We start from the raw sequence: 22,924 nt of genomic DNA on the forward strand, positions 1-22,924 counted from the left end.
GGGTTACCGGGGGCGGTGCAATCCGGTGCGCGTTCGGGGGCGGAAGCAGACGGGTGACTCCCGGGCCGTTCGGCTCCGCTCCGGACGCGGGGTCCGGTCCGCAGCACAATCCGGCGGGCGTCGGCAGTAGTCTGCATTCCTCCGGCACCACCTGTCCACGCGGGACGGGCAGTTACCGGGCACGCGGGTGCAATTCCCCTGCGGACGGCCCGCTGTTCTCGTCCGCATATACCTTACGTAGTCTTCGACCGTTCCCCCTTTCCGCGGGGGACGATTGCCTGACAAGCCCCCCACGGAAGACGAGAGTTCAGCTGATGACCGACAGTGCGGTGGCCGATCTGTGCCGCCTGACCGTACGCGCGCCGAGCGTCTCCGTCGATCTGGCCGTACCCGCCGACGTGCCGGTCGCCGACCTGTTGCCCACGCTCCTGCGCTACGTGGGCGAGGAGGCCGAGGAGTCCGGCCTCGACCACGCCGGCTGGGTGCTCCAGCGCCTGGGCGACGTGCCGTTGGACGAGGAGACCACCCTCGCCCACTGCGGCCTCGTCGACGGCGACGTGCTGTACCTGCGCCCCCACACCGAGGCGCTGCCGGAGGCCCGGCTCGACGACCTGGTGGACGGGATGGCCGACACCGCGGCCCGGCGGCTGCACACCTGGCATCCCGGCGCCGCCCGCGCCCTGCTGGTGGGGACCGCGGTGGCGACCGTGCTGACCTCGCTGCTGCTGGTGTTCTGGCCCGGGGTGAGCTCGTCGGTGCGGCCGGCCTACGCGGGCGTGACCGGGTTGCTGCTGCTCGCCGGCGCGGCCACCGCCAGCCGCGCGGTCGGTGAACGGCTCTCGGCCGGTGCGCTCGGCCTGCTGGTCGCACCGTGTTTGGGGGTGGCCGGCTGGGTGCTGCCCGGCGGCGACGTGACCGGCCCGGACGCCGCCCGGGTCGTGGGCGCGCGGCTGCTCGCGGCGGGCGCCGCGAGCGCCGGCGGCGCCGTCCTCGCGCTGGCCGCCACGGCGGTCGGCGCCCCGGCCCTCACGGCCACCGCCGTCGTCTCGGTGGCCACCGCGCTCGCGGGTGTCCTGATCGGCTACAGCGGCCTGGACGTGCCGGGCACGGTCGCGCTGGTGGCGACGGTGGTCGCGCTCGGCGCGGGCGCGGTGGCGCCTTTCGCGTTCAAGCTGGCCGGGATGCGGATGCCGGCCCTGCCCTCCTCGGCGAGCCAGCTCCAGGAGGGCATCGAGCCGTACGCGGGCGGCGAGGTCGCCGAGCGGACGGTGCTGGCCGGGCGGTGGGTCACCGCGCTGTTCGCGGCCACGGGCGTCGTCGCCGCGGCGGCCCTGGCCGTCCTCGCCCACCATCCCGACCTGCCCGAGGTGCTGGTGTCCCTGGCGCTGAGCCTGCTGCTGCTCCTGCACAGCCGCGGTCTGGTGCACATCGGGCAGCGGCTGACCCTGGCGGTGCCCGGTGTGTGGGGTCTGCTGCTGCTGGCGCGCGCCTGGGCCGTCGACAGCGGTGGCGACACCCGCACGGTGGTCTCGGCCGTCCTGCTCGCCGCGGCGGCCGCCCTCGTGGTGGCCGCCTGGGTGGTGCCCGGCCGCCGGGTGCTGCCGTACTGGGGGCGGGCGGCGGAGGTGGCGCACACCGGGTTCGCGGTGGCCCTGCTGCCGCTGAGCCTGTGGGTGGCGGGCCTGTTCGGCTGGCTGCGCGGACTGTTCGGCTGACGGTGCCGGTCGCCGGTTCATCGAGTACGAGTTGAGGAGAGGCTGTGCAGTCCAAACGCGACCAGGTGCAGGCCCACACGTTCATGATGGGCAGGCTCAGTTCGGGCCTGCTGACGGCCGACCCGGACGCCCCGGAGAGCCCCCTGGGGCGCACCACCCGCGGGGTGGTCTTCGGTGTGCTGGTCACCGTCCTGATCGGCGCGGGCGCCACCGTCTACGGTCTGCTGCGCCCGGGCGGCAACGACGGCTGGCGCGACGGCCCGCACCTGGTCGTCAACCGCGACACCGGCGCCCGCTACCTGTGGACCGGCACCGACGGTGTCCTGCACCCGGTGCGCAACTACGCCTCCGCGCGGCTGATCGGCGGCCCGGACCTGGAGACGAGCGACGTGGGCAGCGCGTCGCTCCGGGGCACTGCGGTCGGTGCCGCGGTCGGCATCCCCGGCGCTCCGGACACCGTGCCGGACGCGGGTCAACTCGACTCCGGTGCCTGGCATATGTGCGTCACCGGACCCGGCGGGGCGCTGCCGAGCACGGCCGGCGGCGCCTCGGACACCGGTGTCGGGAAGCCGGGGGCCACCACGGTGGTCGCCGGGGCGCCCGTCGGCTCCCGCGCCCTGGACGGCGACCGGGCGGCCCTGGTGCGCGGCCCGGACGGCACCGAGTACCTGGTGTGGCGGGGCAGCCGGCTGCCCCTCGACCGCACCTCCGACGCCCGCACCGCCCTCGGTTACGGCTCCGAACAGCCGGTTCCGGTCTCCGCGGCCTTCCTCGACGCGCTGGCCCCCGGCCCCGCCCTGAGCCCGCCGGAGGTGCCCGGACGCGGCGAGGACGGCCCCTCGCTCGGTGGCCGGGCCAGCCGCGTCGGCCAGGTGTTCAAGGTGAGCGTGCCGGGCGGTGACAGCACGTACCACCTGCTCCGCAAGGACGGTCTGGTGCCGCTGACGCGGCTGGGCGCCGCCCTGGTGCTCGGTGACCCGGCCACCCAGAAGGAGGCGTACGCGGGGCGGTCGCCCGAGGTGCGCACGGTCGGCGCGGACGTCCTGCGCGAGCACCGGGCGCAGGACGCGCCCCCGGCGGGCTCCGCCGAGCTGCCGGACGCGCCTCCCGCCGCGCTGTCCGTGCCGCGGGGCAGCGCGCTGTGCGCCCAGGTGGACGGTGCCGACGGCGGCGTCCGGATCAGCTCGGTGCTGGTCCCGCTGACCCAGCTCGCCCCGGTGGCGGTCCCCGAGGGCACCGAGCGGCTGCGGGCCGCGTGCGCGCCGCCCGACGCGGCCGTCGTACGGCCCGGGCACGGCGTCCTGGTGCGGGCGCTGCACGCCAGCGGAGCCGCCCACGCGGGCACCACCTACCTGGTGGCGGACAACGGGGTGAAGTACCGGGTCTCCTCCCGTACGGCACTGTCCGCCCTCGGGTACGGCGCCGGGGACGTCACGTCCGTGCCGGCGCCGTTGCTGGCGGCCTTGCCGACCGGGGCGGACCTGGATCCGGCAGCTGCTTCGGGCGCCACGGAGCCCAAGGTCACGGCCCCGGCGTGCGCCTCCACCGAGGCGAAGGGGGACGGCACGGCGGACAAGGCCGGAGACGCGGAGAAGGCCGACAAGACGGACGGGGCGGACGGGGCGGACGGGGCGGACACAGTCGGCGCCGCGCAGTGAGCCGGACGAGGGACGCGTCCACGCCGGACGGAAAGGAACAGGTCGAGGGCGGGGTCGAATTTCAGCCGATCTGAGCTTCATCGGCGCGCGGCCGGTGACGCCGAGTGCGCGGCCGGACACGGGAATTGATGCCGCTTCAGCTCCTGCGTCCGCCGCCGAACGGCGCGAGGAAAGCGCCGCTCGGAGAAGAAAGCTCAAATCAACCTCAGAATATGCGGCCCGAGAACCGGCGCATTTCTGCGGGCGACGCGGACATTTCGGAAACGGGCCGCCGCGATGACCGTTTGCCGCCCTCGCGTGCCCGGTTCGGGCCCGTATCACGGGGAGCGCCGGAAATCCGGGCGGCCGGGCTCGTCGACGGAACACCCGGATGTCTTCATCTCCAGGAAACCTTCCCGCAACTCCCCCGGTTCGCCGGGTCCTTGGGAAGCAAACCGAAGCTCAAAATCGACCCCGGAGCGCGTTGCGCGGAACGCCGGGTTCTCTTTAGCCTCAGCGGGCGACGTGGCGATCAGCAGTCGCCCGAACGAAGGGAGCGCGACATGGCGGACAGTGCCGCGAGGAAAGCGGATTACGCCAAGGGCTTGGGGGGCGTCTCGTCCCTGGAGTCCGCCCGGAGCCAGGTCGAGAAGATCCAGAACAACGTGGCCGAGCTGGCCGCGCGTTCGGGTGTCGGCGGTGACGAGGGCCAGGCCCTCCTGAAGCTCTTCCGGAGCTGGAACGCCGAGGCGCAGAAGGTCGTCGTCCAGATCAGCAAGATGATCGACGCGCTGCAGGAGAACGTGACCTCCGCCGACCGGCTGGCGAAGGAGAACCAGGACCTCACCGAGGTCCTCAACAGCAAGACCACCCAGGGCGTCTTCGAAGCACTGCTCTGATCCCCCCACCGGCGTCGGCCCCCATGGACGACTCCGGATCCCGCTTGCTTCCCGGGCCCGGGCGCCCGGCCACCCCAGAGGAGACGTCATGGCCGACGGCATCATCGACGTGCGCTACCCCGTGGTCCAGCGGACCATCGAGGACCTGAAGGACCAGACCCAGCAGATCATCAACACCCTCAACACCCTGGAGGACGAGCTCAAGCCGCTCGTCAGCTCCTGGGAGGGCTCCGACCAGCAGATGTACCTGCAGGTCCAGGCGGAGTGGGACCAGGCCACCAAGAACATGGCGACGCTGCTCGGCGACAGCGGCGAGCTGGTGCAGAGCATCCACGACAACCACTCCCGCGACGAGCGCAGGAGCGCCGACAACTGGGGCAACGTCCGCGCCCGGTAGCACCGGACGGGCCCCTCGCCGGCCCGGCAGCCCGCACGCCGGGCGCCGGCCGGCCCCACCGGTCCCCCGAGCACGTGCCGACCACTTGTCCCGTACCTAGCCGCAGGAGGACGTCCCATGGCCGGTGAGAAGGCCGACGTCAAGCACTTCGACCTCAAGCAGATGGAGAACTTCCGGGACAACGAGGTCCAGCCGGTGTACACCGCCGCGAAGAAGCACCGTGAGGACGGCGACGGTGCGCACATCCGGCCGCTCGGCCAGCTCATCGACGGCCACACCACCCCGGGCAACCTCGACCAGAACCAACAGCTCCTGCGCATCGGCAAGATGGCGACCGAGCCGCTGGTGTCGGGCCCGAAGCTGATCGAGGACATCCGGGCGGCGGCCGAGGCGATCGACAAGCTGCTCGGTGACCAGATGGACCTCTTCAAGGAGCTGAAGGAAGCCCTCAGCGACACCATCGAAGAGGCCAACAAGACCAAGGACAAGAACCTCAGCGCGATCGACGCGCAGACGCTGCTCATGACCTTCGAAGAGGTCGACACCCTCACCGCCGGCGGCACCGGCGGCGGCAAGAACGACACCTGACAGCGCGGCGCGCGCCGGCCGGGTCCCAGGACCGCCGGCCGCACGCACCGGACCTCCGGCAGCACATCCGGCCTGACCAGGACGGGCGCCGGGGCGCATGTCACGCACCGACCAGAAAGGGCGCCCGGTGGCCGACCGCTACGATCCCAACTCCGTTGCGAACCTCGACAAGTTCGACAATGCCGGCGATCCGTCGTCCGACACCTGGGCCACCCTGGTCAAGCACATCACCGGCTACCCGGTCCCGGACCGCGCCACGGTCTTCGACACCCTGCGCTCCGACCACGGCGGCAAGCTCTTCCGGATGGACATCAAGGACCGGAGCCTCAGCCTGCTGGTGAAGGACTCCGGGTTCCTGAGGAACAACGGTGAGGACTACGACATCTGGTTCTTCGACCGCGGCAAGAAGACCCAGATCAAGCAGGCCCGGATCGTCTTCGAAGGCCGGGTGAAGGCCGGCGAGGAGATCGTCTTCGCCGCCCCCGGCTCCGACGACGTGCACAACGCCCAGGTCCGTGAGGGCAACGAGTTCACGGACTACAACAAGGACAAGATGAGCACGATCCCGCTCGCCCGGTACATGAACGGGCCGCGGGCCGCGCTCCTCGCCCTCCTCGGCGGCAGCACCCAGGACGCCCGCTTCAGCAACCTGGGCGTGGGCGGCGGCGACGTGGTCGACCTGAACTCCTTCAACACCACCGGCGACTCCTTCGACTACGCCGCCAAGTTCTTCAAGGACCACGCGGTGGTCCTCAAGGACTGGGAGGACCGCTTCGGCCGTGACGACGCCAGTTGGAAGGGCGAGGCCGCGGAGGTATTCCGCAGCCTGCTGAAGAAGATCCGCGAGAACTACGACAACTACGTCGAGACGTTCAACTCCAGCCCGGGCTCGGGCAGCGAGACGGGCACCGGCAACACCGTCTACTCCCGCGCGCTGTCCCTGGGCCGCAAGTACCTGACGGACGCGGCCGACACCCTGCTCAAGGCGTGGCTGGACTGGGCCAAGTCCCCGTACTACGACCCGCACCAGGTGCTGCGCTACGTCCTGGACGACCTGGCCCAGTGGGTGGACGCCAACAACGTCGCCAAGACCGACATCAAGGTCTCGACCTCGCGCTACAGCAGCACCACGTATCACGTGCCGCAGGCCGGCTTCCTCCAGGAGCACCCCGAGTACGGCGACCTGACCGACATCGCCAACTGGGCGAAGGTCGGCGACAAGGCGGTGAAGATCTGGAGCCAGGGCGTCGACGAGTACCTGGGCAAGCCCGCCGCCCAGGTGCAGTCCGCCCTCAACAACCACTTCCTCGACCTGGGCGGGGACTTCAAGGACAACCTGCCCGAGCCGAAGTCGACCAGCACGGCCGCCGACGACTACGAGAAGAAGAAGCTGAAGGAGGAGAAGGACGAGGTCAACCGGCAGAACGAGGAGAACCGCAAGTACCAGGACGAGTTGCGCAAGGAGCAGGAACGCCAGCGGGAGGAGGACCGCAAGTACCAGGAGGACCTGCGCAACGAGCAGAACAAGCAGCGGGAGGAGGACAAGAAGTACCAGGACGACCTGCGCAACGAGCAGAACAAGCAGCGCGACGAGGACAAGAAGTACCAGGACGACCTGCGCGCCCAGCAGCAGCGCGAGCAGGACGAGGCCAAGAAGTACCAGGACGACCTCCGCAAGGAGCAGAACCAGCAGCGCGACGAGGACAAGAAGTACGCGGACGAGCTGCGCGAGGAGCAGCGGCGCGAGCAGGAGGAGGCCAAGCGCGAGGCCGAGGAGCAGCGCAAGGCCGCGCAGGAGAGCCTGGACGGCCTCAACGACCCCGACGCGGTCAAGGAGCAGAACCTCGACGGCCTCGACGGCCTGCTGAACCGCAACCTCCCGGTCACCGAGAGCGTCGGCGACCTGAACGGCGACGGCGACCCGACCATCACCGGCGACGTCCCCCCGGTCACGAGCCTGGCGAACCTCGGCCCGCTCAACACCGGCTCCGGCGACGACGCGGTCACCCAGAGCCTGGGCGGCCTCGGCGGTCTGAACAACGGCGGCGGAACGTCCCTGCGCACCCCGACCGGCGGCAGCACCCAGCTCCAGGACGGCAAGCTCACCACCGGTTTCCCGGACGGCAGCAGCACCTCCTTCGACCCCGGCACGGGCCTGCTCACCACCACCCACCCGGACGGCTCCGTCACCACGACCGACCTCGGCAACGGCGCCGAGGTGACCAACCCCGACGGCTCGGTCACGTCCCTGGGCGACGACGGCAAGCTGACGACGACCTTCCCCGACGGCACGACCCAGACCGTCGACCCCACGACCGGGCAGGCGTCGACGACCGGCCCGGACGGCCGCACCACGACGGCGGACCTGGGCAGCCTCACCGGCCTCAACGGCAGTGACGGGGTGCTGGACACCCCGACCGGGGGCAGCACGCAGCTCACCAGCGGCGGCGACCTGACCACCGACTTCCCCCACGGCGGCCACAGTTCGTTCGACCCGGACACCGGGGTGCTCACCACCACCCAGCCCGACGGCTCGGTCACCACCACCGACCTCGGCAACGGCGCCACCGTCACCAACCCGGACGGCTCGACGACCAGCCTGGGCACCGGCGGCAAGCTGACGACCACCTTCCCCGACGGCACCACCCAGACCGTCGACCCCGCCACCGGGCAGACCACCACGACCCACCCGGACGGCACCACCACCACCGAGGACCTGGGCAGCCTGGGGAACCTCAACGGCCACCACCAGCTCGGCGGCCTCCCCTCCGACCTGACGACCGAATCGCTCGGCGACCTCGGCGGGCTGAACGCCGGCCACTCCGGCCTGGACACCCCGACCGGAGGGTTCACCGCGCTGAACGCCGACGGCGACTTCACCACCCAGTTCGGCGACGGCAGCCACAGCGTCTTCGACCCGGACAACGGGATGCTGACCAGCACGCACGCGGACGGCTCCACCACGACCACCGACCTCACCCACGGCGCGCGGGTCACCAACCCGGACGGCTCCGTCACGACCCTGGACAACGGGCAGCTGACGACCACCTTCCCGGACGGCAGCAAGCAGGTCATCGACCCGGACACCGGCATCGCCACGGTCACCGACCCCCGGGGTCACACCGAGACGGTGGACCTGCACGACCTCAACTCCCCCGACAGCCACGGCTCTTCGGGCTCCCTCGGGGCTCTGGACGACCTGGACCACCTCGGCGGGACCCCCACCACCTCACGGGACGTGCCGTTGTCCGACCTGGTGCTCGGCAGCGGCGGCCTCGGTCTCGGCGGCGGTACGACGGCCGCCACGGCCGGCGGCATCTCCGCTGGCTCCTTCACCACGGACGGCAACGGGGTCGCCCCCCTCTCGGAGAGCGGGGCCGCACCCCTCGCCGCGGCCGCCCAGGCAGGCACCCCGGGCACCCCCGGGACACCCGGCAGCCCCGGCATGCCCATGGGCGGCGGCATGGGCGGCATGGGCGCGGGCGGCGAGCGGGGCAACGGCGAACGGGTCCGCGCCGTCCTCGTCGACGCGGCCGAGGAGAGCGAACGGCGCAACCGGCGGCGGCGCAGCCCGTGGAACCGCCAGGAGGACGACGACACGTTCCTCGCCCCGGCCTCCCGCGTGGCGACCACCGGCGGCGACTCCCCGGAGGAGGAACCGGAGACCGGCCGCCGGGCCACCACCTCCGCCGACTACCTGGAGGAGGACGCGGACGTGTGGGGCACCGAGGAGGGCGGCACACCGGCCGTCATCGGCCGGTGACCGGCCCCCGCGCACCGCACACCGTGCGACCCCGCCCGTCGCGTCCCGACGGCCACCAGGCAAGATCAACGGGTGAGTCGGTGCACCGCCCGAGCCGACCGGCCCAGGACCCGGGCACCGGGCCGCACCCACGGAAGCACGGAAGCAAGGAGGCGCGAGCGTGACGGAACCGCTGGAGAAGCGCCTGGAGAAGGCGATGGCCGAACTCCAGGCCGCCCAGGAGGCGATGGCGCGCACCGAACGCGAGCTGCGCCAGGCGTCGTTCGCGGTGCTCTCCTCCGACCGCGCCGTCCGGGCGACCGTGGGGCCGCAGGGCGAGCTGACCGGGATCGAGTTCCTGGAGAACAAGTACCGCGACATGTCACCGCAGGAGCTGGCCGCCAGCGTCCTGGAGGCGGCCGGCGCGGCCCGCGTCAAGATGAACCGCCACGTGATGAAGGCGATGGCGCCCTTCACCGAACCCAGCAGCGACGTGCCGGAACTGAAAGGCTTCGAGGTCGACTGGGAGCGCATCTTCGGACCCGAGGTGCTGCGCGACGACGACGAGGACACCGCCCGCGGCGCGGGTCACGGCCCGGGCTGGCGGGACGCCCTCGACGAGGACGGGGAGGACTGACCGGTGGGACAGCGCTACTACGTGGACCCGCACCGCATCGAGGCCCTGGCCGGACAGCTCGAGGAGATCGGCTCGCTGGCCCGGAGCATGACCGAGGAGTTCCTCGACGACCTGGCCCCCACGGTCAACTGGCCTGGCACGGACGGGGAGTTCGCCGCGAAGGCGAAGCCGCAGGAACAGAAGGAGCGGCAGACCACCAAGGACACGATGATGTCCATCCGCGACGCCCTGGTCGGCATCACCGACGCCACCCTCAGCCAGGTCCGGATGATGAAGGACACCCGGGACCGCAACATCGACGACATCGAGCAGCGCACCAGCCAGATCGACACCCACGGGCTGAACGGCGACGGGGGCCCGAGCGGGCATGGTCGCCGCTGACCCCAGCGCCCCGGGCCGCTCCCCCGCCACACCGGGAGCGGCCGCCCAGCGCTGCCCGCACGCCCGTCGAGGGGACCACCGATGAGCCTGAAGGCATCGCCCGAGGTCAACGCGATGATCTTCATCCTCACCGGGGAGAAGCTCATCGACGCCGACGAGGACCTGGCGTACGAGAGCCGCAAGCCCTACTCCGGCCTGGGCCGCAAGCTCGACCGGATGTCCTCGCTGATCGAGAAGTCGGTCCACGACATCGCCGAGTCGATGCCGGACGACCTGGCCAAGTCGTACGCCAAGGCGATGGGCGTGCTCATCGACGACGGCGGCAAGAACTACCTGCGGGAGTTCGCCGAACAGCTCGACAAGATCGCCGAGGGCCGCCGCAAGACCTCCATGGACATCATGGAGTCCAAGTGGCAGGTCATCGCCGAGGTCATCCGGCTGCTCATCGAGATCGCCCTCTACCTGGCGATGTCCTTCTTCACCGGCGGCGCCTCGGCCAGCCAGATCATGATGGCCAAGCTGCGCAGCCGGTTCGCGATCCTCACCACGCTCAGCCACCTGCTGCACCGCCTGCACCTCGCCCCCTCCCTGACGGAGGCGTTCGCCGAGGCGTTCACGACCTTCGCGGTGCGGCTGGCGATGATGAACTTCGCCCCGAACGGCCGCCGTCCGGACCGGTTCGACTGGAACGACATCCTCAAGTCCGCCGCGTTCGGCGCCGCCGCGGGCTTCTTCACCAGCGTCTTCGACGACATCGCGAAACGCCTCGTCAAGGGCTACGACCACAACTTCCTGAAGACCGGGTCCGACCTCGACTTCAAGAAGCCCCCGAACCTGCGCAACACCCCGGACATCGACCTCAAGACCACCCCCACCCCCCACCGCGACACCCCCCACGACCGGCCCGGCCCGGGCCCGGCCCCGAACCGTCCCACGCCGCCCGCCCACACCCCGACCACCTTCCGCGACGGCCCCTTGTCCTTCCGGAACAACCCGACCCTGTGGCGCAACAACCACCTGCTGCGGAACAACGCCGACCGGCCGGGGGCCGTGGCCGGCCACTACGGGCTGAAGGGCGTCGCCGACTTCCTCGCGGCGGGCTCCGGCGAGGCGCTCGGGGAGATCCTGATCAAGGGGGCCTTCGACGGTGACTGGTCCACGAGCTGGTCGACCTTCGTGGGCGCGGGCCTCAGCAGCCAGGTCGAGTCCACCCTCATGGGCACGGCCGTCAACAGCAGCGCCGAACTGCGCCACGCGATCGACAAGTTGCGCCTGAACCCACCCACCGTCTCCGGCGGCGACCACGGTTCCGCGGATACCGACGCGCCACGCTCGCGTGACGGCGACAGCCACGGCGACGGTCATGGCGATGGCGATGGCGACCGCGCCACGGGTCCCGGCCGGGACGCCACGGGTGCCGGCGGCCCCGCGCCCCTCAACGGCCGTACGACGAGTAACCCCGCGAGCGTGAACGGCACTTCCTCGCCGTCCGCCGACCTCACGCAGAGCACGCCACCGCCTCCCTACACGGCCGTGGACCCCTCGGCGTACTCCCCCGGCCCACTGCCGATGACCGCCGCCGAGAACGCGCTGTGGCAGCAGGTCCACACCGGCACGCCCGACCTGCGCGAGCAGGCACTGCGCGACATCACCGCCCTGCGCGGCGGACAGCAGCCCCACGGCGCGGAGATCGGGGTCCGCGACGGGCTGCACAGCGCCCTGGCGCAGCTCCCCGAGGTACGTGTCGTACCCGCCGGGAACGGCCCGACCGCCCAGGTCGACGCCGACGGCATCCGCCGGGCACTCGACTCGCTTGGCGTGCCGGTCACGGTGGACGGGCCGCGCTCGGCCGATACCGCCATCCACCCGGACGCCCCCGCCCAGGCCCCCGGCCTCGACGGCCGGACGCAGACGCCCCAGCCCCAGAGCACGCGTGCACCGGACGCCACGCCCGCCGCTCATGACCTCCCCGGCACCGAGGAGGGGCCGCACGGCAACCCCGCCACGGAACCGGCGGACAGCGGCGGCACCACCGACTCGCAGCAGCCCGTCCCCGACACGGCGGCCCCGGCGCCCGGCACCAGCGCCTCCGCACCGCCGAAGGTGACCACGACCAGCTCCGTCGGCGGCAGTTCCGACGCTCCGGCGGCCGGCCCGGTCGACGTCGATGTCGACGTGAAGACCGATTCCGTCCTCCCCGGCACCACCGATGCCACCGATGCCACCGATAGCACCGACACGACCCGGACGCCCTTCACCGTCGTGGTCTCCGAGCTGCCGCCCCCGGCCCCCGGGTCGCCCGAGGCCGCCGCGCTGCTCGACGGCGCCGGCACCGACCGGGCCGTGGTCCTCGGCCCGCCCGCCCCGGCGGACGGCACAGGACGACCGGTGCGCCCGGCCGTCGAGCTCACCCGCGAGGGTCCGGGCCGGCCCGTCCAGGTACGTCAGCTCACCGGCCCTGCGCCCGCCCCCGCAGCGGACACACCCGTACCGGGCACGGACGCCAGCACCGACTTCCCCGGTTCCGACGTGCTGGTGCCGCTCGCCGACGCCCTCGGCGCACCCGTCAGCACCGACCCTTCGCTCCGGCCGACAACCGGCCCCTCGCCCCGGCCGGCCACCGAGAGCGGTCCCACGGTCGGCAGCGGACCGGTCACCGACACGGCTTCGGACCTTGTCCCCGACCCGTCCTCGGCCGGTGAGAAGCCGATCCGCACCGACTCGGCCGCTCCGGACGCGAACCCCCGGACCGACAAGCTGCTTTCGGACGCCCCGCCTCCTGCACGCGACGACCGGGCGACGACGCCGGAGCCCGTCCACGACCACCCCGCCCCGGGCAAGCTCGCCACCCTGTCGCGCACCTGGGCGGAACCCGCCACCGACCTGCACCTGGAGTCCGGCGACGGCTCCACAGGGCGCGACGGAGCCTTGGGCGGCGACCCAGGGGCCCGCAACAGCGACACGCCGCCCCCACAACAGCCTCAACCTCCCACGCTTCCTAACCCCGCCGTCCCAGGACCTACCCCCGCGCCCACCCCTACGCCCGCGCCCGCGCCCGCGCCCGCGCCCGCGCCCGCCAGGATCACCCTGCGCCCGTCGGACAGTACGGCCGACACCGGCACCGGAACGCCCCGCTCCGAGCGGCAGCCGACCGTCACCACCCTCGCCGGGCACACCGTGCCGGTCGCGCAGTTGCGGCGCTGGATGCCGGACGCGGCGCTGCAGCCGCAACCGGGGCGACCCGTGCGGACGTTGACCATCTCGCAGAGCCCGGCCGAGGACGGTACGGCGCACAGTGAAGGCCGCCGCGCGCTGCTCGGACAGGACACGTTCCGCCCGGTGCGGACCACCTCCGCGGCCCCCGCCACGGCACCGGCTGCCACACCGGGCACGCCCCGCGCCGTCTTCACCGGCCCGCCCGCTCCCCTGCCGGGCACGCGGACGGGCACGGCGACCGGCACCGACTCGGATGCCGAGCAGGGCGCCGACTACTTCGCCTCGCACGGCACCCCGCGCACCGTCACGCTCGGCACCGACGACGTCGTACGCCCCACCGTGAAGGTGAGCGGGGTGCAGCTCGGGGAGGTGCTCAGGTCCTGGTTCCAGGACGGCGATGCGGACCGTCCGATCGTGCTGTACTCCTGCGAGACGGGACGGCAGCCGGAGGTGGCGGGCCTGCCGGTGGCACAGCACGTGGCGAACCGCACCGGCCGGCCGGTGTACGCGCCGACCACCGAGGTGGGTACGGCCCGCGACCGCGACGGCGCCGTCCGGGCCGTCCTGACCGAGGGCACGGACGGGCCGGGCCGCTGGCGGCTGTTCACCCCCGAGCCCACCGGCGCCCGCCTGGACGAGCTGGCCCGGGACGCCGGGCTGCACGCCGGTCCGGACCCCGCGGACGCCTTCACCCGTGCCCGTACCCTCCAGCAGATCCGCACCCTGCGCGACGCCCTGGGGCCCGACGCCGAACAGCGGCCCGAGAACCGCGAGTTGCTGGCCGGTCTCGCCCTGGTCGACGGCCTGCGCTGGCTCAGCCGGGACAGCGCCGACCGCTACGGCGACGGACGTATGACCCCCGACCTGCTGCGGCGGATGGTCAACGACTGGAGCGGTACCCCGCAGGGAACGACGGTTCCGGCGGCCGATCCCTCTCCCGAGCAGTACACCGGGTTCCTGCGCGCCGCGGCCGCACTGCGCGCCACCGCGGGCCCCGACGCCACGCTCGACGCCCTGCTGCCCCCGCCGCCGCCCGCGCTGCCGCCCACCACCCTGGTCTCACCGGAGGACGTGCGCGGACTGGCCTACGCGCCCTCGGCCCAGATCACCTGGTCGTTGTCGGACACTCCGCTGCCGCTCTCGGAACTCGGCCTCAGCGCCGAGCACACCGCCGAACTCGCCCGCCGCAGACCCGACCTCGTCCCCGCGCCGAGCCGTCCGGAGAGCCTCGCCGAGGACCTGACCCTCAGCACGACCGGCCTCGCGCCCGGCTCCGCACCCACCCTGCGCGCCGACGGACTGACCTTCGCGCGACTGGACACTCCCGGCGGCGGCAACTGTCTGTTCCGGGCGCTGCTGGACAGCGCCCGCAGCCGGCCGGTGCCGCCCGCGTGGGCCGCGCGCAACGTCGCCGGCCTGCGCGCCCTGCTGCGCGACCGGATCGCGGGCACCGAGCTGGGCACGGCCGCCGCCGCGGCGTTCCCCGACCCGGTGTTCTCCGTGGTCGACGACCTGCGCGTCCGGGCCTTGGCAGGCGTGCGCGACGCCGCCGAGCGGGACCGTCTCACCCGCGAGTGGAACCGCGTCGCGCAAGCGGTCGTCACTCACGGCGACCCCGAACAGTGGCAGCGGCTGCTGCGCGCCGGCGACTACCCGCGGCTCGCCGACATCGCCCCCACGCCCGCCGACGCCCGCCAGCTGGGCCCGGGTGGCCTTGTCGCCGCCGCTGCCGAGCACCCCGGACTGTGGGCCTCGCCCTTCGCCGACCTCCTCCCCGAGGCCCTGGCCCACACGCTGGACCTGGACCTGCGGCTGGTGCAGCCCGACCCGCGGGTGCCGGGCCGGACCACCGTCACCTCCCTGCACCCCGGCGGCAGCGGCGGCACCCTGCACCTGGCGTACAACGGCACCGATCACTTCGACGCCCTGGTGCCGACCCCGACCCCGACCCCGACCCCGAGCCCCAGCCCGGCCTCGGCCCCTCCAGTTCCTGACCCGGCCACCCCGCTCGGCCAGGACCCCACCACCGCACCCCCGGCCCCTCAGGCCAGCGTCACCGCCGACGGCAAGGGTGACAGCGACAGCGACGCGACCCCGCCGGCCACCGTCGGCACGACGCCCGACGGGCCGACGGCGGACGACGCCCCTGAGAGCGCCGAGGAGACCGGGACCCCGGACCGCGGCGATCCGGTACCGCTGGAGACCCAGCTCGAACGGCACCGCCCCGCACGCCTGTTGACCGGCCAGGACGCCCCGCCACCGGGCCCGGCGCCGCGCACGGTCACCTTCGCCGACGGCAGCCGTCTGCCCACGGTCCTGCTCAGCCCGGAGGCCGATCCCGGGGACGGCACCCCGGGCGGGGGCACCCCGACGACCGACGGCCCGTCGGGCAGCGGCCGTACGGGCCTCTTCACCGGCCTCGGCGTCACCACGCTCCGCTCGCCCGAGCAGGTGGCCCGGCACATCCTCGAGGGCCTGCCCAGGAACCTGCGCGCCCGGTTCGACGAGGCGGAGCTGCTGCGGCTGCTCACCGACCAGCCCGGTGCGTTCACCGCTCCGCGGGGTGCCCGTTTCGTGGGCCGGGAGAAGTCCGGGGTCGGCCTGGAGATGACCGTCGAGGCCGTCCCCTACCACCGCTGGGAACGTTTCGCGGACGTCGACGGCGGCACCGTGCGCCTGGACACCATGCGGCGCGGTCAGGCCGGCACCGGCGGGGGGCGCAGCGTCGGCTTCGGGCGCCGCATCGCCGGTGCGCTGAGCATGGGCCCGCCGCTCAACTGGCTGCTGAAGATCGGCGTTTCACTGGGCTGGACCCGCAGGACCGACTACGTCCAGGGCACCCAGGCCTACAACCAGTCGGAGTGGCGCGCCCACGAGGGTTCCCACCTGCACCTGGACGACGTGTACTACCGGGTGCGGGTGGACCGCGTCACCGAGGCGCCCGGGACTACGGGCCCGGGCGGCCGGACTGCCGGGTCCACGGAAACCACCGCGTCCACCACCTCGCCCGCTCCGCGACCGGCATGGCAGCGCACCCAGGTGCACGCGGCCGGCTTCGGCATGCGGGACGGGCTGAGCTGGCGGCTGCCGGACGACCTCACCGTGCCCTTCACGGGCCCCCGCCGCGCGCCCCGCACGCTCACCTTCCCCGACGGGACGGAGCCGCGGGTCACCGACACCGGTGGACTGCACCTGGTCGACCCGCCGGAGGACGTCGCCCTGGCCATCTCCGGTGCGCGGCCGGGCAGTTCGGCGCACCGCACGGTGATCTCGTACGTCCGGCCGACCCGGCTTCTCGCCCTGTTCGGACGGATGACGGGTCCCGTCACGGGCCCCGAGCTGACCCGCGGCAGCGCCCAGCACCCGCTGGGCCACCTGATCGTGGAACGCTCCGTGCCGCACCGGGCCACCCTGGTCGCCGAGTCGGTCAAGATGGAGCTGCGCGACCTCACCCAGACCACGTACCAGAACGAACGCGGACACGTCCGCGACACCCGTTTCGGCATCCAGGTCACCGCCGGGCCCAACTACACCCTCGTGGGCCCCGAGACGGACGTACGCCTCCAGGGCGGTCCGCTCGTCCGCGCCGACCTCACCAGCGGACGCGGCCACTACCTGGGCGCCGACGCGGCCCGCAAGACCACCGGCCGGGTGCGCAACCACCCGATGGCGCTGTACCGGGTCGAACGCACGCTGATGGTGCGCATGCCCGGCGAGCCGGCGTCGGCGGCCCGTCCGGTGCGGGTCGTCAGCCTGGACTGGATGTCCACCCAGGACGCGCGCCGCCTCGCCGGCTGGGACAGCCGCACACCCGGCCGGACCGGCCCCCACCCGGACGCCGAGCCGCCCGTGCCGTGGTACCTCACGCGGGAGGACCCGGTGCACCTCGGCGGCCAGGTCCGGGCCGAGGGCTTCCGCCCCGAACGCCCGCAGAGCCCCGCGCCCGACCTCTCACCGGTCCCCGCGCCCGACCGCTCGCCGGTCCCCGTGCCCGATCGCCCCCAGGAGCCCGCACAGACGCCACCGCGGGCGCAGGAGCAGCAGCCCGGACCGACCACGCGGCCCCGAGCGGACCAGGACGCGCGAGCGACGGTCGAGCAGCCGCAGGCAGCGGCCCAGCAGGCCGCCCCGCCGGACCCCCTCGCGGCCTTCACGGACGCCGTCCTGGACACCCTGCACCGCTCCTACCCGTCCCTGTTCGTCCCGCCGTCGGTGCTGCGCCATCCGCGGCTGGCGAGGTTCTGGTACGGCGACGGCCGGATGCGGACCGCGCTGCACAACGAACGTCAGGTGCGCGAGGCCCTCAACCGGCCGAGCCTGGCGCAGAGTCTGGACGACCTCACCACCACCGGCGTCCCGGTCACCCTCACCGAGGACGGCAAGGTGCGCCGCGGCCACCACACGCTGGTTCTGCGGGCACGGCTGAGCGACCGGCGGTTCGAGACCACCCTGACCGAGCGCTCCCTGCGCAACGCGGTCGTCGGCACCGAGATCTCCGGCCAGGGACAGCAGGCGTCCCTCACGCTCTCGGGCGGTGTCGAGCTGGGCGTCTCACCGCGCGACCACGACAAGGTGCCCGAGGCGGGACTGCCCCGCCAGACTGGCAACGTCACCGTCGGGGCCCGCTACGCCAGGACCGAGCAGAAGGCCACCCGGAACACCGTCGCGGTCACCCACGACCACCTCGCCTTCCAGAACGGCACCGACCTCTACAGCTACCGGGTGGAGCTGGGCGCCACGTTCGAGGGGCACCGGCGGCCACGGGGCTGGGCCCGTCTGGCCACCCTCGGGCTGCTCGGCGCCGGAGTCTTCGTCCACAAGGTCGAGGAACGGCCGCTGTTCACCCGGGGCACCGAGACCGTGGGCCGGGTGGAGCTGGCCGTGCCCGCCGCGCACGGCTCCGAACGCCACGCCCCCGCCGACCCGCGGCCCGGCCGACCCGCACCGGCCCCCGCCGGCGCCCTACGGCGGCTCTCGGCCACCGAGGCGGGCCAGCTCCTCGACGGCACCCGCCCGCCGCAGCGGGTGGACTCCGCCGACCGGCGCCTGACCCTGCGCCTGGTCAGCGCGCCCCACGTGGTGCTCAGCGCCGAGGGCGGCCGCCCGCGCCAGCAGCTCGTGCAGGACACCGCCGACCGGGCCACCGGCTCGTCCTGGCACGTCGGCGCACCGGGCGCACCCGTGCGTACCGCACTGCGCCGCGCCATGGCCAACCTCAGCGTGGCCGGGCAACTCGGCCAGTACCTCGGCCCGTTCGGCTCGCGCATCGCCGGGTTGTCCGGCGCGGGACCGCTCCAGACGCACTACCTCAAGGCCGCGGTCCGCGGCGAGCTGCACAACCTGCGCGTCACGAGCGACCCCAAGCCCGCCACCCTGGAAACCACCATCGGCAACGAGCACCGTGTCGTCGGCAGCGCGAGCACCGTCGCGCACGCCACCGTCGGTCTCCAGGGCTCCGACATGCCGCTCCAGCAGGCGCCCGGCCAGCAGCCCGTGGTCGGCACCTACTCGACCGCCCTGCAGTACGCCTGGGGCCGCGGCCGCAGCGTCTCGCAGACCCTGACCCGCGGACGCAACACCACGCTCGCCTTCGCCGGGCGCATGTACCTCGTGGTCGCCGACGCCGTCGAGACCGTCGCGGTCCGCGACCGCTGGACGGCCGCGACGGGCCTCGTCGGCACCCGCGCCGGAACCCGGATCAGCTCCGCCGCCGGGCGCCTGTCCGAGCACCTCGGCCGCCGGCTGGCCCCCCGCCGCGCCGCCGCCGCGCTCCACCGCGTCCGCGACGCGGTGATGTTCCACCTGCCGATGCAGGACGCCATCGAGGCCGGGCTCGCCCCGGACGGCCTGGCCACCACCACCCCGCACAACCTCGGCGGCGGCTACCGGGTGCCCGGCTTCCTGCGCGGCCGGCGCTTCCCCACCCACCCGAGCGGCAGCCTCGACGCGAGCCGCGCCGCCCGGCACCTGCTGCCCCAGCTCGAGAAGATCGGCGTGCCCTCCCACGACCGCGAGCAGGTCCTGCAGCGGCTCTCACCCGACTTCCTCCGCGCCCACCTGCACGAGCTGACCACCGACGGGATGACGCTGCCCGTCCGCCACCGGACCTGGCGGAGCCCGCACCACCTGCCCGTGGGCGGCAGCCCGGCACAGCTCCACTTCACGCTGACGCCGGTCACCACCACCGTGCAGCGGCTGCGCACCGGCTTCGAGCTGGAGGACTACCGCACCATCGCCCGCGACGACGCCTCGGCCGTCTCCCAGGACCGCGGCGCCGACGTGACGCTCAGCGCCGCCCAGCGCGCGGCGGCCGACAGCGGCGGCGTGCTCACCGCCAGCCCGTCGGCGCAGGGCACGGCCGCCAAGCAGCGTTCCGGCGCCCGGACCGAGACCCACGGCAGCACCGCGATGCCGAACGTCGCCACCACCCAGGCGCACGCCGAGGTCGTCACCGCTTACGTCCTCAGCGTCTCCATGACCGACGCGACCGGCACGCCCCTCGCCCCCCGCGTCGGCGCCTCCGTCGGCACCCTGAACGAGATGCTCCCGGCCGGACTGCTCACCCCGGACGGCGACGGCTCCGACGGCGCGCTCACCGAGCAGGACGTGCCCGAACCGGAACGCGCGGTGCGGCTCCTGACCGCCGAACAGGCTCGCCCGGAGGGAATCGCCGCCTGGCGCACCACCACCGACGGCACCAGCGCCGACACCCCCGGTCCGGACACCACGGGCCCGGGCACCGCCGACTCCGACGTCCTGCCCTTCGACGACCGGATCGGCTCCGGCATCCTCGCCGTGGACGTCCGCGGCGCGGCCAACGTACGGGACGGCCTCACCCTCGCCACCGCCCGCGCGGACGGCTTCGGCGACAGCGACCTCGGACGCCGCCACACCGGCGACCTGCTCGCCGCACGCGTCCGCATGGCCCACCTCACCCCGCTCACCGGCCTGGGCACGGCCGCCGCCCAGGCTCAGCAGGAAGCCACCTCGCAGGGCGGTCTGACCGCCGGTTTCCGCGAGGCCCTCGGCCCGAACGGCTCACCGCTGCCCACCCAGTCCTCCGCCCGCCTCTTCGGCCAGTCCCACACCGCGGACTCCCGCCTCTACGCCAAGATGCACCGCACCGGCGCCCGGCTCCTCGCCGTGGAGAACAAGCCGCGCATGGAGGCCATGCAGCGCCGCAAGACCTCCGACGCACTGGAGGCCGGCATCACCGACAACGTCGAGGGCGCGGTGGGTACGTCGCCCCTGGCGGGCAACAGCAACGCGGGCGTCACCAACCCGGGCGCCACGGTCCCGATCGGCGGCGCGAACGACACCACGGCACTGAAGGGCTCCGCGGACACCACGCTCGGCACCCACCTGAAGGTCGTCACCGACCGCAGCATGCTCTTCGCCGTCCCGGTGAGCTGGCTGGCGGTCTCCGAGGTGCACCACCAGGTGACCGACAGCCGCCCGCTGCACGCCCTCGGCAAGGCCCGGCGCGGCCCCCGTGCCGCGGAGGCCCGCACGACCGCACTGGTCTGGCTGCGCGAGGACATCGCCCGCGACTACGGCCTCCTCGACGACGCCACCTACCCCGCCGAGGCGAGCGCCGCCTGGGACGCGCAGGCGAAGGCGGCGGCCGACCTCGCCACGGCCGAACAGCGGTACTACGACGCCCGCGCCCGGGCCCGTGACACCTGGCTCGACCTCACCTCCCAAGAGCAGGCGTCGCAGACCGATTCCCCCGCCCAGCCCGCGCCCGGGCCGGTTTCCGCCGCCGTCGCCGCCTGGCAGGCGGCCCGTGCCGAGGTCCGCCTCTGGGAGCAGCGCACCGACGCGGCCGCCGCCGAGCACCACCGGCTGCACCTCGCCGCGAGCCGCCTCACGGCCCACCACCAGGGCCGGTCCCCCGCCCCGGCGCCGGAGCCGGCCCCGTACACCGAGCCGGCGTGGCGCTCCGAAGCGCCCGCGCCGTACTCGGTCGGCGACGCCACCGGCTCCGGCCCGCGCACCCTCACCTCGCCGGACGGCGCCACGGTGCGCGAGGTGCACGACGTGCCGCACGACGGCGCCTCGTTCTTCCACGCGCTGCTCGCCGTCGCCCAGGTCCGGGGCAGGCTGCCCCACCTGCTCGGGACCGACCTCGCCGACCGGTTCACCGCCGCCCCCGGCGACCCCGGGGTCACGGCCGAGGCGGTCGGCGCCGCCCGCGACCGCCTCGCCTGGGAACTGGGCGAGGACAGCAGCCAGGACCTGCTCGACTCGCTCGCCCTGGACGCCTCCGACACCTTCACCCAGGACGAGGTCGACGCCGCCGGGCTGCGGTTCACCCCGGCCCAGCAGGCCGAGTTCGACGCCTTCGGCCGCCTCCCGCAGACCTACTGGCCGACGCCCGGCCAGCGGGTGGCGCTGACCGTCCTGGCCCTGTCCCGCCCGTTCACCGGCGCCCCGCACCAGGACGGCGGGCACCCGGAGGGCGAGCAGGCCGCGCCCGGCCGACGCGCCGGGGACAACGGCGGCGCCGATCTGCTGCCCGCCCTGGCCGCCCGGGTCCTCGGCACACCGCTCACCGTGGTGACCGGCGAGGGCCGCAGCCAGCTCTTCCTCCCGCACGGGGCCGACCCCGCCACCGTACGACCGGCCACCGACCCGGTCCTCTTCGCCGACGGGGACTTCTTCCACGCCGCACTGCCCCCGGGCACCCCCGCACCGGTCACCACCCCGCTGCCGACACCCGCCGGTCCGACCGACGCCACGGACGCGTCCCACACGACCCCCTCATCCACCCGCGTCACGCCCCGGCCGCCCTCCCCGCACCGCAGCCACGCCACGCCCCCCTGGATGCCGCCCGCCCAGGGCTCCGGCCCGCGCTACCGCCTCGCCCGCGACGGTGTCCTCACCGCACCCGACGGGGCCACCTACACCCAGGGCATGCCGACGGGCCGCGGCAACGGGTTCTTCGGTGCGCTCTCCACCGCCCTGCGCCAAGCCGCCGAACAGCCCGGACTCCACCGCCGCGAGGCGGCACGCCTGCGCACCCGCGCCGGCGCCACGCCCTCGCAGCTGATGCGGCTCAACGGCCTGCCCGGCGAGGCCGCCGAGCGCGACGCGCTCTTCACGCCCCCGCCCCTGCGGGTCAGGCCGGGCGCCCCGGCACCGAGCCCCGAGGCCCTCGAAGGGCACCTGCGCCGCCATCTGTCCGAGGCGCCCTGGGGTCCCGAGGCCGACCGCGCGGTGGCGCGCTGGGCCGCCGCCGCGACCGGCACCACCGTCACGCTGGTCGAGGAGAACGGCACCGCCCACACCTACGCCGGCCCCTCCACCGACAGCCCCCACCTGCGCCTGCGACGCCGAGGCGGCGACTTCGTCCCCCTCCTGCCCCGCACCCCGGCACCGGCGCAGCCACAGGCACACCCGCAGGTGCAACTGCGGGTTCAGGGCGAGGAAGAGGCACGCGACCTCAGCACGCTGTCCGGCAACGCCCGCACCACCGACACCACCAGCACGGACACGCCGACCCCGGCCCCCGAACCGGCTCTGCGCCCGTTCAGGCTGGGCAGTTTCGAGTTCACCAACCTCAACCAGACCGCGCGTTACCTCGACAAGGCCGTCCGCATCGCCGAACTCCTCGACGAACACGCCACGATCAAGAACTACATCGGCAACCGCACCGTGCGCATCACCCTCCACCTGCGCACCACAGAAACCCCCGCCGACGTCATCGACC

At 73.9% G+C, this 22,924-nt stretch carries 9 protein-coding genes; all 9 read left to right on the plus strand.

What is annotated here, in order from left to right; translation table 11 throughout:
* Positions 1–314: 314 nt before the first annotated feature.
* Positions 315–1,715: a type VII secretion integral membrane protein EccD gene (gene eccD, locus E4U92_RS35465; RefSeq protein WP_137304563.1), complete on the plus strand. Its 1,401-nt coding sequence runs from the start codon at positions 315–317 to the stop codon at positions 1,713–1,715.
* A 44-nt stretch (positions 1,716–1,759) separates the two neighbouring features.
* Positions 1,760–3,373, plus strand: coding sequence for a type VII secretion protein EccB (eccB, locus tag E4U92_RS35470; protein ID WP_137304564.1), 1,614 nt, complete (start codon positions 1,760–1,762; stop codon positions 3,371–3,373).
* 542 nt (positions 3,374–3,915) lie between these two features.
* Positions 3,916–4,251 carry a hypothetical protein gene (locus E4U92_RS35475; RefSeq protein ID WP_137304565.1) on the plus strand — a complete coding sequence of 112 codons (336 nt, stop codon included), beginning with the start codon at positions 3,916–3,918 and terminating at the stop codon, positions 4,249–4,251.
* An 88-nt stretch (positions 4,252–4,339) separates the two neighbouring features.
* The gene (locus E4U92_RS35480) at positions 4,340–4,648 is read left to right on the plus strand and encodes a WXG100 family type VII secretion target (RefSeq protein ID WP_137304566.1); all 309 of its coding nucleotides are present in this window, start codon (positions 4,340–4,342) and stop codon (positions 4,646–4,648) included.
* 117 nt (positions 4,649–4,765) lie between these two features.
* Entirely contained in the window at positions 4,766–5,236 is a 471-nt protein-coding gene (locus tag E4U92_RS35485) for a type VII secretion system-associated protein (RefSeq protein WP_137304567.1), read from the plus strand.
* Positions 5,237–5,333: 97 nt separating this feature from the next.
* Positions 5,334–8,999 (plus strand): AAWKG family protein, encoded by a 3,666-nt coding sequence (locus E4U92_RS35490; protein WP_241681804.1) that lies wholly within the window; start codon positions 5,334–5,336, stop codon positions 8,997–8,999.
* Positions 9,000–9,159: 160 nt separating this feature from the next.
* A complete protein-coding gene (locus E4U92_RS35495) occupies positions 9,160–9,615 on the plus strand; it encodes a YbaB/EbfC family nucleoid-associated protein (RefSeq protein WP_137304568.1) in 456 nt (151 codons plus the stop codon).
* A 3-nt stretch (positions 9,616–9,618) separates the two neighbouring features.
* Positions 9,619–9,996 carry a hypothetical protein gene (locus E4U92_RS35500; protein WP_137304569.1) on the plus strand — a complete coding sequence of 126 codons (378 nt, stop codon included), beginning with the start codon at positions 9,619–9,621 and terminating at the stop codon, positions 9,994–9,996.
* Between the two features lie 81 nt (positions 9,997–10,077).
* The coding region (locus tag E4U92_RS36975) for a WXG100-like domain-containing protein (protein ID WP_241681805.1) at positions 10,078–22,924 on the plus strand (12,847 nt) is incomplete at its 3' end.

This window comes from Streptomyces galbus, assembly GCF_005280195.1.
In the GTDB taxonomy this organism is placed as follows: domain Bacteria; phylum Actinomycetota; class Actinomycetes; order Streptomycetales; family Streptomycetaceae; genus Streptomyces; species Streptomyces galbus.